This window comes from Cryobacterium breve, assembly GCF_027594785.1.
Classification (GTDB): domain Bacteria; phylum Actinomycetota; class Actinomycetes; order Actinomycetales; family Microbacteriaceae; genus Cryobacterium; species Cryobacterium breve_A.
In genome coordinates this window covers 1,748,397-1,763,742 of sequence record NZ_CP075584.1, presented here as the reverse complement: position 1 = coordinate 1,763,742, position 15,346 = coordinate 1,748,397, and the positions used below count along the sequence as shown (strand labels likewise).

At 64.6% G+C, this 15,346-nt stretch carries 14 protein-coding genes and 3 pseudogenes; all 17 read left to right on the top strand.

Annotated features, from left to right (window positions below):
- Positions 1-39: 39 nt before the first annotated feature.
- The 17 genes and pseudogenes from KIV56_RS08720 to rplC all read left to right on the top strand — a co-directional run bounded on the left by KIV56_RS08720 (position 40) and on the right by rplC (position 15,342).
- The gene (locus KIV56_RS08720; protein ID WP_281535910.1) at positions 40-1,518 is read left to right on the top strand and encodes a hypothetical protein; all 1,479 of its coding nucleotides are present in this window, start codon (positions 40-42) and stop codon (positions 1,516-1,518) included.
- Entirely contained in the window at positions 1,515-1,931 is a 417-nt protein-coding gene (locus tag KIV56_RS19670) for a prepilin peptidase (protein ID WP_348648514.1), read from the top strand. The genes KIV56_RS08720 and KIV56_RS19670 overlap by 4 nt, the downstream gene beginning before the upstream one ends.
- Positions 1,928-2,125: pseudogene (locus tag KIV56_RS19665) on the top strand (prepilin peptidase); the annotation flags it as partial. The gene KIV56_RS19670 and the pseudogene KIV56_RS19665, both read left to right, overlap by 4 nt.
- A gap of 131 nt (positions 2,126-2,256) precedes the next feature.
- Positions 2,257-2,388: a hypothetical protein gene (locus KIV56_RS19660; protein WP_348648593.1), complete on the top strand. Its 132-nt coding sequence runs from the start codon at positions 2,257-2,259 to the stop codon at positions 2,386-2,388.
- A gap of 35 nt (positions 2,389-2,423) precedes the next feature.
- Complete coding sequence (gene pilM / locus KIV56_RS08710) at positions 2,424-3,470, top strand: type IV pilus assembly protein PilM (protein WP_281535909.1); 1,047 nt, start codon at positions 2,424-2,426, stop codon at positions 3,468-3,470.
- Positions 3,471-3,597: 127 nt separating this feature from the next.
- Positions 3,598-4,131 (top strand): hypothetical protein, encoded by a 534-nt coding sequence (locus KIV56_RS08705; RefSeq protein ID WP_281535908.1) that lies wholly within the window; start codon positions 3,598-3,600, stop codon positions 4,129-4,131.
- Positions 4,128-4,862 (top strand): hypothetical protein, encoded by a 735-nt coding sequence (locus tag KIV56_RS08700; RefSeq protein ID WP_281535907.1) that lies wholly within the window; start codon positions 4,128-4,130, stop codon positions 4,860-4,862. Before KIV56_RS08705 ends, KIV56_RS08700 begins: the two co-directional genes overlap by 4 nt.
- Positions 4,863-4,980: 118 nt before the next feature.
- Positions 4,981-6,498, top strand: coding sequence for a DUF6121 family protein (locus KIV56_RS08695; protein WP_281535906.1), 1,518 nt, complete (start codon positions 4,981-4,983; stop codon positions 6,496-6,498).
- A 44-nt stretch (positions 6,499-6,542) separates the two neighbouring features.
- Positions 6,543-7,310 (top strand): spermidine/putrescine ABC transporter substrate-binding protein, encoded by a 768-nt coding sequence (locus KIV56_RS08690; RefSeq protein WP_281535905.1) that lies wholly within the window; start codon positions 6,543-6,545, stop codon positions 7,308-7,310.
- Positions 7,311-7,569: 259 nt separating this feature from the next.
- Positions 7,570-7,944, top strand: a complete 375-nt coding sequence (gene rpsL / locus KIV56_RS08685) for a 30S ribosomal protein S12 (RefSeq protein ID WP_055787040.1) — start codon at positions 7,570-7,572, stop codon at positions 7,942-7,944.
- Positions 7,944-8,414 carry a 30S ribosomal protein S7 gene (gene rpsG, locus KIV56_RS08680; RefSeq protein ID WP_066597688.1) on the top strand — a complete coding sequence of 157 codons (471 nt, stop codon included), beginning with the start codon at positions 7,944-7,946 and terminating at the stop codon, positions 8,412-8,414. The genes rpsL and rpsG overlap by 1 nt, the downstream gene beginning before the upstream one ends.
- A 101-nt stretch (positions 8,415-8,515) precedes the next feature.
- Positions 8,516-10,631: pseudogene (fusA, locus tag KIV56_RS08675) on the top strand (elongation factor G).
- 144 nt (positions 10,632-10,775) lie between these two features.
- Positions 10,776-11,970: pseudogene (gene tuf, locus KIV56_RS08670) on the top strand (elongation factor Tu).
- A gap of 141 nt (positions 11,971-12,111) precedes the next feature.
- The gene (locus KIV56_RS08665; protein WP_281535904.1) at positions 12,112-12,321 is read left to right on the top strand and encodes an Rv0909 family putative TA system antitoxin; all 210 of its coding nucleotides are present in this window, start codon (positions 12,112-12,114) and stop codon (positions 12,319-12,321) included.
- 327 nt (positions 12,322-12,648) lie between these two features.
- Complete coding sequence (locus KIV56_RS08660) at positions 12,649-13,665, top strand: hypothetical protein (protein WP_281535903.1); 1,017 nt, start codon at positions 12,649-12,651, stop codon at positions 13,663-13,665.
- Positions 13,666-14,365: 700 nt separating this feature from the next.
- Entirely contained in the window at positions 14,366-14,674 is a 309-nt protein-coding gene (gene rpsJ, locus KIV56_RS08655; RefSeq protein WP_035834607.1) for a 30S ribosomal protein S10, read from the top strand.
- 8 nt (positions 14,675-14,682) lie between these two features.
- Entirely contained in the window at positions 14,683-15,342 is a 660-nt protein-coding gene (gene rplC, locus KIV56_RS08650; RefSeq protein WP_134534173.1) for a 50S ribosomal protein L3, read from the top strand.
- The last annotated feature ends 4 nt before the right edge of the window (positions 15,343-15,346 follow it).

The window sequence follows — 15,346 nt, the reverse complement described above, 5'->3', positions numbered from 1 at the left end:
AGTATGGCAACTCGGCTGCGACCTTCAGGCTCAAGCAGCGTGGTTACCCTGCCGACAGGGACATTGACCAATCCGGCCTTCGGCGTTGGGTCGGCCGGAACCTGGGCCACGGTTGCAGGAAGCGGCGGTACTGCCTCGTTCCGGTACGAAGTTGACAACTCCGCCTACTCGTCGTCCGGGACTCTGCGAATTCGTGCAACCGGGAGAGTCGGCAGCCAGACGAGAAGCATTGTAGCCAATCTCAAGCAGCAGGGCTTCATCGACTTTCTCTACTTCACCGACTACGAAATCCAGGATCCCGATCAGAGTGGCGCGTCGGTCACGCAGTGCGTGAAGTATGGATGGGCCGGGCGCCCGTTGCCAGGTAGTGGGACCTCGTGCAGCGACATCGCGTTCGGAAATGGCGACGTGATCAATGGACCGGTTCACTCCAATGACAGGATCAGGATTTGTGACGCGACCTTCTCCGGGATGGTCACGACAGCCAACCCCGGAACCGGGCTACTTTACTTGAAGCAAGACTCCAACGGCAACAGTTGTACCGGCCAGTCCATCCCCTTGGGAGTGACCTACAGCCCGGTCGTCGGTATGCCGTCGACCAATTCCCAGATGAAGAAGGAAACGCGCACCGACCTGACGACTGACGTGCCCTTGCCCGGGTGCCTCTACACGGGCCCGACCAGCATCGTGTTCAACAGCGCCGGGACGATGACGGTCAGGTCACCGTGGTCGAAGTTCACGAACGTGATCGGTGATCCTGCCACGTCCGGCGTCAACATCCCGGCGAAGTGCGGCACCGTCGGAACAGCGGCCGGCAGTTTGGGTTCGGCGGGTGGGGCAACGATTCCGGTACTTGTGAACAACCTGGTGTATGTGCAGAACGTCCCATCCGGGACGAGCGATCCGAACGGCTGGCCGACGAGCGGCTCCGGCTCGTATCCGTCCACGTACGCCTCGAACACCTGCGCCTCGGGCAATGGGATCGGGTACCCGATGGCCAACGAGTCCGTCGCGTCGATACCGACGTCCTACGGATGCCGAAATGGCGATATTTTCGTCAAGGGAACGCTCCAGGGCGCGATGACGATCGCTAGCGAGAACTTCGTCTACGTAACGGGCGACATCACCTACTCGAATGCCAGCACGGACATTCTCGGCATCGTCGGTCAGAACGCGGTGTGGGTCTGGAACCCGGTCAACGGTTCGAACGTGGACCTTCTCCCGAACGACCGGCAGATCAATGCGGCAATCCTGTCCGTGAGCCACACTTTTCAGGTGCAGAACTACGACAGGGGCGGTTCGCAGGGAACCCTCACTGTCAACGGAGCCATCGCCCAGAAGTTCCGCGGCATCGTGCGGAGCGGGTCGAACGGTTACATCAAGGCCTACTCGTACGACCAGCGCTTCAAATACGTCGCGCCGCCGAAGTTCCTCTCTCCGGTAGCGACAACCTACGGCGTCAGCGTGCTCGTCGAGGTCAAATCGGCATTCACGACTGGCGGGGTGGCTATTCCGTGACGACCTCGCAACCGACCGACATTCTGCCGATCGCCGTCGTGCTCTCTGCAATTCTCGGTCTTGTGGTCGGATCGTTTCTCAACGTCGTGGTCTATCGCGTTCCGGCGGGGCTGTCGATCGTGTCCCCGCCAAGTGCGTGTCCACGCTGCGGTGCCGCGATCCGACGCCGGGATAACGTTCCAGTGCTCTCCTGGGTCATTCTCCGCGGGAAATGCCGGGACTGTGACACCCGTATTTCTGTGCGGTATCCGCTGGTCGAAGCCGGAACGGCGCTCTTCTTCGTGGCGATCGCCGTCCGAGTGTCGGCTGGTTCGGTAGCTTTGGTAGCGACGGATATTGGTATCAGCACTGTTGCACCGGTTTGGATTCCTGCCTTCCTCGTGTTCCTCGCGCTCTTGTATCTGGGGGAGTGAGCATCGCCCTGGCCCTGATCGACCTCGACACCCACCGGCTCCCAAATCTGATTGTGCTGCCTGGTTACCTGGTCGGGGGAGCCCTGCTCGGAGTGGCGGCCATTCTTTCGGGCGACTATGCGCCGCTGATCCGCGCCGGTATTGGTCTTGCCGTTCTCTACGGCCTATACCTGATCATGGCAGTGGCCTATCCGGGCGGCATGGGTTTCGGTGACGTCAAACTGGCCGGTCTGCTCGGCCTCTTCCTCGGCTACCTCGGCTGGGGGAACTCGCGGTCGGCGCGTTCGCGGCGTTCCTCCTGGGCGGAATCTTCGGCATCGGGCTCGTGCTGCTGCGCCGCGCGAGTCGCAAGACCGGCATTCCCTTCGGCCCCTGGATGCTCATCGGCGCCTGGGTCGGAATCTTCTTCGGCGACGCGATTGGGAACGGCTACCTGTCGCTCCTCGGCGTCCGATAGTTCATGTCGGAAACTAATAGACGGGGGTACCACCTGTGGCCAGTGTTGTAGGCATCGACATCGGCAGCGCTGTTCTGCGCGCCGTCGAGGTGAGCGATCCGCAGTCGGCTAAGCCGACCCTGCTCCGGTACAGCCAGATTCGGCTGACGGATGGCGCGGTCAACAGCGGCGAAGTCATCGAACCGAACACCGTCGCGGCAGCGCTCAAACAGCTGTGGGCATCCGGCGGGTTCAAGTCGAAGAATGTCGTGCTCGGCATGGGGAACCAGAGAGTGCTCGCCCGTGACCTGAGCGTGCCGAAGATGTCACTGGCCCGCATCCGTGAGACCCTGCCGTTTGAAGTCCAGGAGATGCTCCCGATCCCGGTCGCAGACGCGCTGCTCGACTTCTACCCGATCTCTGAGGCGGAGGGTGAAAACGGTCCGGTGGTCAACGGGCTTCTGATCGCCGCGGTGAAGTCGGCCGTGCTGGCAAACGTGAAGGCCACCCAGCTGGCGGGGCTGACGACGGTCGACGTGGACCTCATCCCGTTCGCGCTGAGCCGAGTGCTCGTGAGCAGGCCGGGTGTAACCGGCACGGTCGCGTTGGTCGATATCGGTGGCAGTACCACGAGCGTCGTGATCGCGACAGATGGTGTGCCGCAATTCGTGCGGATCATCGCCACAGGTGGTGATGATATTTCGAGAGCGCTGGAAGCGGAGCTCAAGTCGGAACCGGAGCAGGCCGAAGCCGCCAAGCGTGGCCTCGGTCTTGCGACCGGACAGGTGCCGGAGAAGGACAAGCGTGCCGTAGAGGTCATCTACAAGATCGCGAGCGAACAGTTGACCAGCCTCCGCAACACCATCAGCTACTTCGTCAACACTCGCCCCACCAACCCGGTCAGCCTGATCGTCCTCAGCGGGCGGGGCGCGCAGTTGCGCGGGCTGCCCGAAGCGCTTGCGGAGATGACCCGGATCCCCGTGATTGTCGGTGACCCCTTTTCGACCGTTGGCCTCGCGCGCGACATCGACGCGAATGACCTGCGTCTGAGCGGCTCGACGTACGCCGTGGCGCTCGGGCTCGCGCTGGGAAGTGCAGCATGAGCCGCGCCGACAAGGCCGTGGTTCTCGTCGTCGGTGGGGAGCCCCGAGTCGACTTGCTCCCCCGGAGATCTACAAGGAACGGGCTAGTGCCGTCATCCGGCGCCGTCTGTTGATTGGTGTCTTCGGCGTGATTGCCATAGTGATCGTCGGCACCGGCGCATCAACGATGCTCGCGGTCCAGGCCCAGGGCCAGCTGGCCGACGAACAGGCGCGCACGTCCGCCCTCGTTGCCGAACAGGCGAAGTACGTCGAGGTGCGCTCCGTCCAGGCCAAAGTCAACCTCGTGCATGCCGCCGAGCAGGTGGGTGTCTCGACGGAGATCGACTGGAAGAAATACCTCGACAGCGTGCAGGCCACGCTTCCGTCCACCGTCGCGATATACACCGTAACGATTGACTCCGCTTCACCGGTCGCGATCTATGCCCAGCCGACCGCGCCACTCCAGGGGGCCCGCGTCGCCACGGTCATGTTCTCCGCGAAGAGCACGGTTCTGCCGGACGTCCCGACCTGGCTCAGCTCACTCGCCACCCTGCCTGGATTCGCCGACGCGCTCCCCGGCTCCGTGACACTCGACGCGGCGACCAAGGTGTACACGGTGGACATCACTATGCACGTTAACGATTCCGCATACGCCAAGCGCTTCACGACCGTCGGGAAATGAACATGGACAGAAACCGGATCTGGATCATCGGCTCGATCGTTATCGTGGTCGCTGTTGTCGCGATGGGCCTGCTGCTGGGTATTCAGCCCCAACTTGAGGCCGTAAGCACCGCAAATGATGACCGCATGGCGGTCGAAGCCTCGAACAGCGGTCAGGCCGCCGTTCTGGCCAAGCTCAAAACTGATTTTGCTGGAATCGACAACCTCAAGGCCGAATTGATCCCTCTCAAGGCATCTGTGCCGAGCGGCACCGAGATGCCGAGCTTCGTCACTCAGCTTGACGCCCTCGCCGGATCGACATCGGTGACCCTGTCGGGTATGACAGTCGCTGATGCCGTGCCGTATGCGGCACCGGCGGCTCTCGCATCGACCGGAACGGCCGATGCCGCCGCAGGCTCCTCCGATGCGCCGGCACGATCATCCGCCGCGGCACCACTCACCGATTCCCAGATCACGGCCAAGACGTTCGCCTCGCTAGCCGTGCAGATCACGGTTACCGGAAGCTACGCCCATGCGCTCGACTTCATTAGCGGGTTGCAAAGCGGTCAGCGCCTCTATCTGGTCACGGGGATCACGACGGCGCCGCTGACCGATGCCCCGGTGGAGGGCGCGAAAGCAAGGACGCCTGGGGACGTGCAAGCGACGATCACTGGCCTTGTGTACGTGCTCGTCCCGCCCGCGACCGCGGCTACGCCGGCCGCGACGCCCGCTGCGGTGGCGCCTGCTCCGTAGCCGGAACGGCCGCCGCGCCGAATCGCAAATCGCGCGGCCCAACTCCCGATCGGGGGCCGGGCATGTTGTTATGGTTGCTGCAGAGAGCTACGGCCACCCGGCCCGCGAGGAGTGCAGCATGAGCGACCCGACATCAGACGAGCGCAACACGACCCCCGAGACGGACGCCCCGACGGCCGCGTACGCGCGGTCCGAGACGGACTCGACCGACCAGCAGGCACCGAGCGAGCCGGCGCACGCCGCCGCCGCGGCGCCCACTGACGAGTCGGCACCGGAGCCTCTCGCCGAGCCCGCGGCATCCGCCCCCGTCGCCCCTGTCGTTGTCTCCGAGCCGGTCGGCGAGCCGATCTCCTACGAGACCCCCGCAGCAGTCTCGGCCGCGGCCGCGCACGAAGTCGCCCAGGTCGCCACGCAGGACCAGTCGCCGACAGAGCACGCCGCCGTCACCGACTACACCCCCGGCCACACCCCCGCGGTGCCCGTGCAGGCGCCGGCTGGCCCCATCTACATTCAGGCTCCGGCCCCGCCCGTCGAGAAGGGCAACCGGGGCGCGGGCGTGCTGCTCGTGCTGCTCGCGACCGTGGTCTACGCCATCGTCTACGCGCTCGTCGCCTTCGGCATCGCCGGGGCGGGCAGCGGCTCGGTCGCCGACGCCGCTGCGAAGTTCACCGAATTCATAGTGCTCCCGGTGTTCTACGTGCCGGCCGTGTTCTTCTTCATCGGCTTCTCCCTGCTCGTGCTGATCGTCAACCGCGGCGGCTGGTGGGCGTACGTGCTCTTCGGCTTCCTTGTGGCTGTCATCGTGTACTTCTCCTACATCGGAGCGGCGCTGCTGACCGTGCAGGCCTGGAACTTCACCCCCTCCGAGGCTGTTCGCTTCATCACCGCGCAGTGGCTGAACCCCGGGGCGATCGCCGCCGCCATCGTCGCTCGCGAGGTTCCGATCTGGTTCGGCGCCTGGATTGCCCGCCGCGGACGCACCGTCACGGCCCGCAACGCCGCCGCCCGCCAGGACTACGACCGCCGCCTCGCCGAAGGGCCGCAGGCTCTCGCGTCCGTAATAATCCCCGACAGTCCGGGGTCGACGCCGTGCGGTGGAGGCCCCGTGACGATGCGGCCCCCGCAGCGGGGGAGTGAGGCCCGAGCGATGCGCGAGTACCAGAGATACGCGGCCGTCGTCGCCGTGTTCGCGGCCGTGCTCTACGCGGCCCTGCTCGTCGCCGGCTTCGGCATGATCAGCCTGCTCGCCGACCTCGAGGTCATCCCGGTGACGGATGCCGGCCCGCTCGTCGGTCCCGGAATGGCGGCGGTGGCCGTGCTGCTGGTTTTCGCTCTCCTGCTGTGGCTCGGGCTGCGCGCCTCGCCGCGCCGCCAGCGGGTGGCGCTCGGGTACGCGGTCGGAACCGGCATCGCCGCGTTCCTCGGGTTTGTCGTGGCTGGCTCGGTGCTCTACCTGCTCGGAAACGGGCCGCTCTTCAGCGGGCTGACGTTCGCCGCGGCGGTGCTGCGCGAACCCTTCGCGGCGACAACCGGCATCCTCGCCTTCGTCGTCACCCTGCTCTACTCGCTCGTTCTCGCCTCACGCATGAACGAACACGGCCGGCCACTCTGGCCGTGGGAACGGCCGGACGAATAGGGCGAAATCTCCTCGCCGTTCAGCCGCGGCATCGAGTAACCTTAATGTCCATGGATGGTTCCATCGAAGCGCGGGTCGACCATGTCGTCGACGACTGGCTGAGCTGGCTTCCCAAATGGCGACCTGGCACCCACACCCGCCGCACGCGGCTGTGCCGCACCTGTTTCGGTTCGCCCGTCATCCGAGCCGCCGGCCTCACGACCGATGTCCCGCATGCGGTGCAGCACGCCCTGGCCATGCGCGTCAAGGCCGTGATCGACGGCGCCGTTGATGCCTACACCGAGTCCGCCCTCCCGCTGCTCAGCCGGGAGATCCGCGCGAACGAGGTACGCAAAGCTGCGGCGGCGAGCTATCGCCCGGCCGACGGCCTCGACCCCGAGTACACCGGCCTAGAGCTCGACCCGCCCGCCGAGCGCGAGGCGCCCTACCTGTTCACCTTCGCCGAGCTCTCCCGCCCGGCCTCCCCGGCCCCGTTCGTCGCCGATCCGGCGCCACTCACGACGGAGGAGAAGGCGGCAATTCGCGCCGAACTGCGTCTCGCCGATGAGTACGCGGCCGAGGTCGGTGGCCAGGTCTGCATGGCGTTGTACCGCCATCGTGAGCGGATGCGGGCCGCGGTGAACGAATTCGTCGAGCCCTGGGTGCAGTCCCTGCTCGCCGATCTCGACAGCACTCTCAACTCCCCCTCTGGCAGCACGGCCTCTGAGTCGCGGACCAGTAGGGGCCCGTCGCGTGAGCCACGCGCGCACCCGACTCGCCGCATCCGCTCGACGGAGGCTCACCATTTGACCGGGCTACCCGAGGGGAGTTAGTATTTCGGGGTGTGCGCTTCGTCGTGCGCTTGAGTCATGCCATCGCGATCTCGTCGTGCCGCACCTTAGGCGCCCAGACACGGCACGCATGCTGGGTTTGCTCACCGAGCAGCCCCCACGGCATACCCACTGAAACGCGCGGAACTTGTTCCGTGTGCGCCGGCGGGTCCAGATGAACTCGACAAGGACCGGAAACGGAACGAATCGAATGCTAACCATCAATGAGCTGTCACCGTGCAGCAATAACAAGGAGTAATTAGTGCCAACCATTCAGCAGTTGGTCAGGAAGGGCCGCAGCCCCAAGGTCACCAAGACCAAGGCTCCCGCCCTCAAGGCCAACCCGCAGCAGCGCGGCGTGTGCACTCGCGTGTACACCACCACCCCGAAGAAGCCGAACTCGGCTCTCCGCAAGGTCGCCCGCGTCAAGCTGTCGAACGGTACCGAGGTCACCGCCTACATCCCCGGCGAGGGTCACAACCTGCAGGAGCACTCGATGGTGCTCGTGCGTGGCGGTCGCGTCAAGGACCTCCCCGGTGTTCGTTACAAGATCGTTCGCGGCGCACTGGACACCCAGGCTGTCAAGAACCGCAAGCAGGCTCGTAGCCGCTACGGCGCCAAGATGGAGAAGAAGTAATGCCTCGTAAAGGCCCAGCGCCCAAGCGTCCCGTTATCGCTGACCCGGTATACGGCGCCCCCATCGTCTCCCAGCTCGTCAACAAAATCCTCCTCGACGGCAAAAAGGGCCTCGCCGAGCGCATCGTTTACGATGCACTCGAGGGCGTCGTTGCCAAGAACGGTGCGGATGCTGTCGTCACGCTGAAGAAGGCGCTCGACAACGTGCGCCCCACCCTCGAGGTGCGTTCGCGCCGCGTCGGTGGTTCCACCTACCAGGTTCCGGTCGAAGTCAAGCCGCACCGCGCCAACACCCTGGCCCTCCGCTGGTTGACCAGCTACGCCAAGGCCCGTCGCGAGAAGACCATGACCGAGCGCCTCACCAACGAAATCCTCGACGCGTCCAACGGCCTCGGTGCCGCGGTCAAGCGTCGTGAAGACACGCACAAGATGGCCGAGGCGAACAAGGCCTTCGCACACTACCGCTGGTAGTAGCGCCCCGGTGAGCGAGCCGGGCGGTCATCCGCCCGGCTCGCCTATCGGCTTGTCTTGTTTCGCCCCAAATCACCCCAAAAAACGTCCGGAGGACACCCGTGGCACTTGATGTGCTCACCGACCTGAGCAAGGTCCGCAATATTGGCATCATGGCGCACATTGACGCTGGCAAGACCACCGTCACTGAGCGCATCCTGTACTACACGGGTGTCAACCACAAGATCGGCGAGACCCACGACGGCGCCTCGACCATGGACTGGATGGCGCAGGAGCAGGAACGTGGCATCACGATCACCTCGGCTGCGACGACCTGTTTCTGGGCAGGCAACCAGATCAACATCATCGACACCCCCGGCCACGTTGACTTCACCGTTGAGGTGGAGCGTTCGCTCCGCGTCCTCGACGGCGCGGTTGCCGTGTTCGACGGCAAGGAGGGCGTTGAGCCCCAGTCCGAGACCGTCTGGCGCCAGGCCGACAAGTACGACGTCCCCCGCATCTGCTTCGTCAACAAGATGGACAAGCTCGGCGCGGACTTCTTCTACACCGTCGACACCATCGTCAAGCGCCTCGGCGCGAAGCCGCTCGTCATCCAGCTGCCGATCGGCGCCGAGAACACCTTCGAAGGTGTTGTCGACCTCGTCGAGATGCGTGCACTGACCTGGCGCGGCGACTCCAAGGGTGATGTCGAGATGGGCTCCCACTACGAGATCGAGGTCATCCCGGCCGACCTCGTCGAGCAGGCCGCGGTTTACCGCAAGCTGCTCCTCGAGACCGTCGCCGAGACCGATGACGACCTCATGGAGAAGTACTTCTCCGGCGAAGAGCTCACCGTCTCCGAGATCAAGCACGCGATCCGCAAGCTCACGGTCAACAGCGAGATCTACCCGGTCCTCTGCGGCTCCGCGTTCAAGAACCGCGGCGTCCAGCCGATGCTCGACGCAGTCATCGACTACCTCCCCCCCCCCGCTCGACGTGCCGGCCATCGAGGCCCACGACGCGCGCGATGAAGAGGTCGTCGTCATGCGTCACTCCGACGCGTCCGAGCCGTTCACGGCCCTCGCGTTCAAGGTTGCAGTGCACCCGTTCTTCGGTCGCCTCACCTACATCCGCGTCTACTCGGGACACCTCGACTCCGGCGGCCAGGTCATCAACTCGACCAAGGGCAAGAAGGAGCGCATCGGCAAGATCTTCCAGATGCACGCCAACAAGGAGAACCCGGTGGCCTTCGTGACCGCCGGTCACATCTACGCGGTCATCGGCCTCAAGGACACCACCACCGGCGACACCCTGTGCGACCCGAACCACCAGGTCGTACTCGAGTCGATGACGTTCCCTGACCCGGTGATCGAGGTTGCGATCGAGCCGAAGACGAAGCAGGACCAGGAAAAGCTGGGTCTCGCGATCCAGAAGCTGGCCGAAGAAGACCCGACCTTCCGCACCGAGCAGAACCAGGAAACTGGCCAGACGGTCATCAAGGGAATGGGTGAACTTCACCTGGACATCCTCGTCGACCGCATGCGTCGCGAGTTCAACGTCGAGGCCAACGTCGGCAAGCCCCAGGTCGCGTACCGCGAGACGATCCGCAAGGCCGTCGAGCGTCACGACTACACCCACAAGAAGCAGACCGGTGGATCCGGCCAGTTCGCGAAGATTCAGATCGCGATCGAGCCGCTTGAAATCACTGCCGAAAAGGGCTACGAGTTCCTGAACAAGGTCACCGGTGGCCGCATCCCCAGGGAATACATCCCCTCGGTCGACGCGGGCATCCAGGACGCCATGCACGTCGGTGTTCTGGCCGGCTACCCGATGGTCGGCGTTCGCGCCAGCCTGCTCGACGGTGCCGCGCACGACGTCGACTCCTCGGAGATGGCGTTCAAGATCGCCGGTTCGATGGGCTTCAAGGAAGCCGTCCGCAAGGCGAACCCTGTTCTTCTCGAGCCGCTCATGAGCGTCGAAGTTCGTACGCCCGAGGAATACATGGGCGACGTCATCGGCGACCTCAACTCCCGCCGTGGTCAGATTCAGACCATGGAGGACGCGAGCGGCGTCAAGGTCATTCGTGCCTTCGTTCCGCTGTCGGAGATGTTCGGTTACATCGGCGACCTGAGGTCCAAGACCTCCGGGCGCGCCGTGTACTCGATGACCTTCGAGAGCTACGCCGAGGTCCCCAAGGCTGTTGCCGAAGAGATCATCCAGAAGAACAAGGGCGAATAGCCTGGGGCCCTCGGGCCTTTCCGGGCCTTCGGGCCGAAATCGCTTCGGCCTCCCGGCCCGAGTAATATAAGTACACAAATCCAGCAGTTTCTCCGGCCGCAAACCAGCGGGCGGTGAAGCCGAGAGTCCTGAGGAGGACCCACAGTGGCCAAGGCCAAGTTCGAGCGGACTAAGCCGCACGTAAACATCGGAACGATCGGTCACGTTGACCACGGAAAGACCACGCTGACTGCAGCGATCTCCAAGGTCCTTGCCGACACGTTCCCTTCCAAGACCAACGTTCAGCGCGACTTCGCGTCGATCGACTCGGCTCCGGAAGAACGCCAGCGCGGCATCACGATCAACATCTCCCATGTTGAGTACGAGACCGAAAAGCGTCACTATGCGCACGTCGACGCACCGGGCCACGCTGACTACATCAAGAACATGATCACCGGTGCCGCACAGATGGACGGCGCGATTCTCGTTGTCGCCGCAACTGACGGCCCGATGGCTCAGACCCGCGAGCACGTTCTTCTCGCCAAGCAGGTCGGCGTGCCGTCCCTGCTCGTCGCGCTGAACAAGGCCGACATGGTCGACGACGAAGAGATCCTTGAGCTCGTCGAGGCTCGAGGTTCGCGAACTCCTCACCGCCCAGGGCTTCGACGGCGACAACGCTCCTGTTGTCCGCGTGTCGGCGCTCAAGGCGCTGGAAGGCGACCCGAAGTGGGTCGGCAACATCCTGGAGCTCATGCAGGCCGTTGACGACTACTTCCCGGAGCCCGTCCGCGACAAGGACAAGCCCTTCCTCATGCCGATCGAGGACGTCTTCACGATCACCGGTCGTGGAACGGTCGTCACCGGCCGCGCCGAGCGTGGAACCCTCAAGATCAACTCCGAGGTCGAGGTTGTCGGCATCCGCCCGACGATCAAGACCACGGTCACTGGTATCGAGATGTTCCACAAGCAGCTCGACGAGGCATGGGCCGGCGAGAACTGTGGTCTTCTTCTTCGTGGCACCAAGCGCGAAGACGTCGAGCGCGGCCAGGTCGTCGTCAAGCCGGGTTCGGTCACGCCGCACACCGACTTCGAGGGCACCGCGTACATCCTGTCAAAGGAAGAGGGCGGCCGTCACAACCCGTTCTACGCGAACTACCGTCCGCAGTTCTACTTCCGTACCACCGACGTCACCGGCGTCATCACGCTGCCCGAGGGCACCGAGATGGTCATGCCCGGCGACACCACCGACCTGACTGTCGCGCTGATCCAGCCGATCGCCCTGGAAGATGGACTCGGCTTCGCTATCCGTGAAGGTGGCCGCACCGTCGGCGCCGGAACCGTGACGAAGATCATCAAGTAGTTCTTCACCACCTGCACCACTGAAACGGGTCGGTCCTTCGGGGCCGGCCCGTTTTTGCGTGCCCGGCGACCCTTGTCGCGGGCGGGCCGCGGTTCTATCGTGGGTCGCGGTCGCACTGGAGCGGCCGGACTGGAGTAGATCATGGGACTGGACGACATCACCAAGAAGGCCCAGGAGTTCCTGGGCGACAGCAAGGTCACCGACGCCCTGCACAGCGAGCAGGCCGAGGACATCAGCGACAAGCTGCTCGACGGCACCGCCGATGCGGTCAACAAGGTCACCGGCAACAAGTTCGAGGACCAGATCGAGCAGGCCCGCGCCGCCGCCGACACCCACCTCGGCACCGAATAGCACTCTCGCGGCGAGTACCCGCCGATGCTCGCCGCCGTCGCCCGGTGACGTGCGCGTTACGCCCCACTTCCGCCGCTTCGCGCCAGTTCGCCCGGTTCGCGCGCCGGTTCCGCCGCTTCGCGCCTGGTGTGCCTGGCGCGAAGCGGCGCAATTTGCGCGCGTGGTTTCTGCGGGCGGCGGGCTGCGAGCAGCGTGGCCGGGTGCACCAGGCGGATGCGCCGGGCCGCCAGGCGAGGTCCGCCCCTGCACAGGCCGGTCGAACGTGACATTCTCCACCGATGCCTGGCAGTGCATGTGTGCCTGAGCCAGGCGGCGCAGAGTCAGCGCATGACCCAGCACACAGAGGGCGGAGTCCCCTCCGGCAACCACCTTGAAACCATCACCGGGGACGACAGCGACGAGATCCTGTACTCGGCTCTGTTGCAGCGTGCCTTCCAAGCGGACCTTCGACTACGTCGCCGTGCGGAAGCGGGAACCCTGCACCGCATCGGCCGCGGCCAGTACATCACCGCGACTCGGTGGCTCGAACTCGATGATGATCGGCGGTACTCCCTCCGGGTCAGGGGAGCGGCCACGCTGCGGCAAACCGAGCTCGTGCTCTCCCACCAGTCGGCGGCAGTCCTCTGGGGCCTGCCGAGCCGCGTCCGCTGGCCGGACGAGGTGCACTTCACCATCGAGCGCACCGGTGGCGGTCGTTCCAAGCCGGGCATCGTCAAGCACGCCCTCGGGCTCGATCCCCGCTCCATCACCAGGAAGGACGGCCTGTTAGTCACGACGGTTGCCCGCACCGTGATCGACCTCGCGGCGACCCTCGACCTGCGGGGAGCGATGGCCGCCGCCGACCGTGCACTCGCGATTGATCCCTGGAACAGGGTTCCCCCGCTCACCACCCGAGCCGAACTGCTGGAGGAATGGGAGCGGATGCTGCCGTTCCGGGGGTCCGTCAGGGCCCGGGCGGTCATTGACTTCGCAACGTCGCTCTCCGGCTCGGTCAACGAAACCGATAGCCGCGTCACTATCGCCCTGATCGGTTTCCCGGAGCCGATCCTGCAGCAGCGGTTCATCGTCGACGATCGGGAGTTCTTCCGCGATTTCTTCTGGCTGGCCCAGCGCGGCGTGGGTGAGGCGGATGGCCGGAGCAAATACTTCGACGAGGTCCTGCGCGGAGGCCGCAGCCCCGAGCAGGTGGTCTACGACGAGAAGCTCCGCGAAGATGGCATCCGACGCCAGGTCAACGGGTTCACGCGCTGGGATTCCGCGACCGGCCGAAGTCAGAAACGCTTGCGCGCCCGCCTCGTCCCTCTTGGTCTTCCGATCGGGCGCCCGCGTCTCTTCGTCGGTTGACACGAGCGCCGCGTTCGCGTCCCGTGTCCCCGTGTCCCGTGTCTCCGTGTCCCCGAGTCCCCGAGTCCCCGAGTCTCCCTGCATCGTGCGCCCTTGTCGCGCGCCATTTGAGCCGCTTCGCGCCAGTTCCTCAAGTCGCGCTCCAGTTGCGCCGCTTCGCACCAGGCATGCCGGGCGCGAAGCGGCGCAACTGGAGCGCATAGGCGAGTGGATGCCGGTGGCGGGTTGAGACCGGGGCCTCGGCAGCAGGAAACGGTCGCGAAACGGGCGGGGAAGCGTCGGAAAGGGCGCGAAACGGCGCGAAAGGGGGCGACACGCCGAGCGCGACACGCCCGGGTTGCACAAAGACCTACCCCTGTGGCAGACTCTTCTAGTTCAACACTTTCGACTGCCGCGCTGCACGCGGTGTCGGGATCACTGCCAGGCAGTGCATAGCCGGTGTCCACAGGACGCACGGTTAGGCCGCGGGTAGCAGAACAGAGCTTAAACCAACAGCCGGGAAAGCATGGGAAATCCATGCCTTTCCCCATGCCCCGGTATGGAGAAGCGGTTGGCTCGGTTCAAAGTCGTGCGGCTGGAAGGCTGCGAGACGAGGAATCGAAATTGACAGATGAACAGTGGTGCGACAGCAGCAGTGCTACTACGGCGTCCAATGCAGCCTTCGGGATGTACGAAGCCTTGACAAGAAAGAGAGTTCGACATGGCGGGACAGAAAATCCGCATTCGGCTTAAGTCTTATGACCACGAGGTCATTGACATCTCGGCGCGCAAGATCGTCGACACCGTGACCCGTGCGGGCGCGACAGTCGTCGGCCCCGTGCCGCTTCCGACCGAGAAGAACGTGGTGTGTGTCATCCGTTCCCCTCACAAGTACAAGGACAGCCGGGAGCACTTTGAAATGCGCACCCACAAGCGTCTGATCGACATCATTGACCCCACCCCGAAGGCCGTCGACTCGCTCATGCGTCTCGACCTCCCGGCGGACGTCAACATCGAGATCAAGCTCTAGGGCCCGCGATGTCTTACTCCGATACCAAGACCACCAAGGGTCTCCTCGGCAAGAAGCTCGGCATGACCCAGGTCTGGGACGAGAACAACAAGCTCGTTCCCGTCACCGTCATCGAGATCTCGCCGAACGTTGTCACCCAGATCCGCAGCAAGGAAATCGACGGCTACGCCGGCGTCCAGATCGCTGCAGGCGCCATCGACCCGCGCAAGGTCAACAAGCCTTCCGCCGGACACTTCGAAAAGGCGGGCGTCACGCCTCGCCGTCACCTCACCGAGCTCCGCACCGCGGATGCCGCTGACTACACCCTGGGACAGGAACTCACCGTTGACGGTGTCTTCGTTGCCGGCTCCAAGGTCGACGTCATGGGCACGAGCAAGGGTAAGGGTTTCGCCGGTGTTATGAAGCGTCACAACTTCAAGGGTGTCTCCTCTTCTCACGGTTCGCACCGTAACCACCGCAAGCCCGGTTCCATCGGTGCTTCCTCGACCCCGAGCCGTGTCTTCAAGGGCATGCGCATGGCCGGTCGTATGGGTGGCGAGCGCGTCACCGTGCTGAACCTCAAGGTTCACGCGATCGATGCCGAGAAGGGCCTCCTGCTGGTCAAGGGTGCCGTTCCCGGCGCCAAGGGCCGCCTCGTATTCGTCCGCACTGCCGTGAAGGGAGCGTAACCGC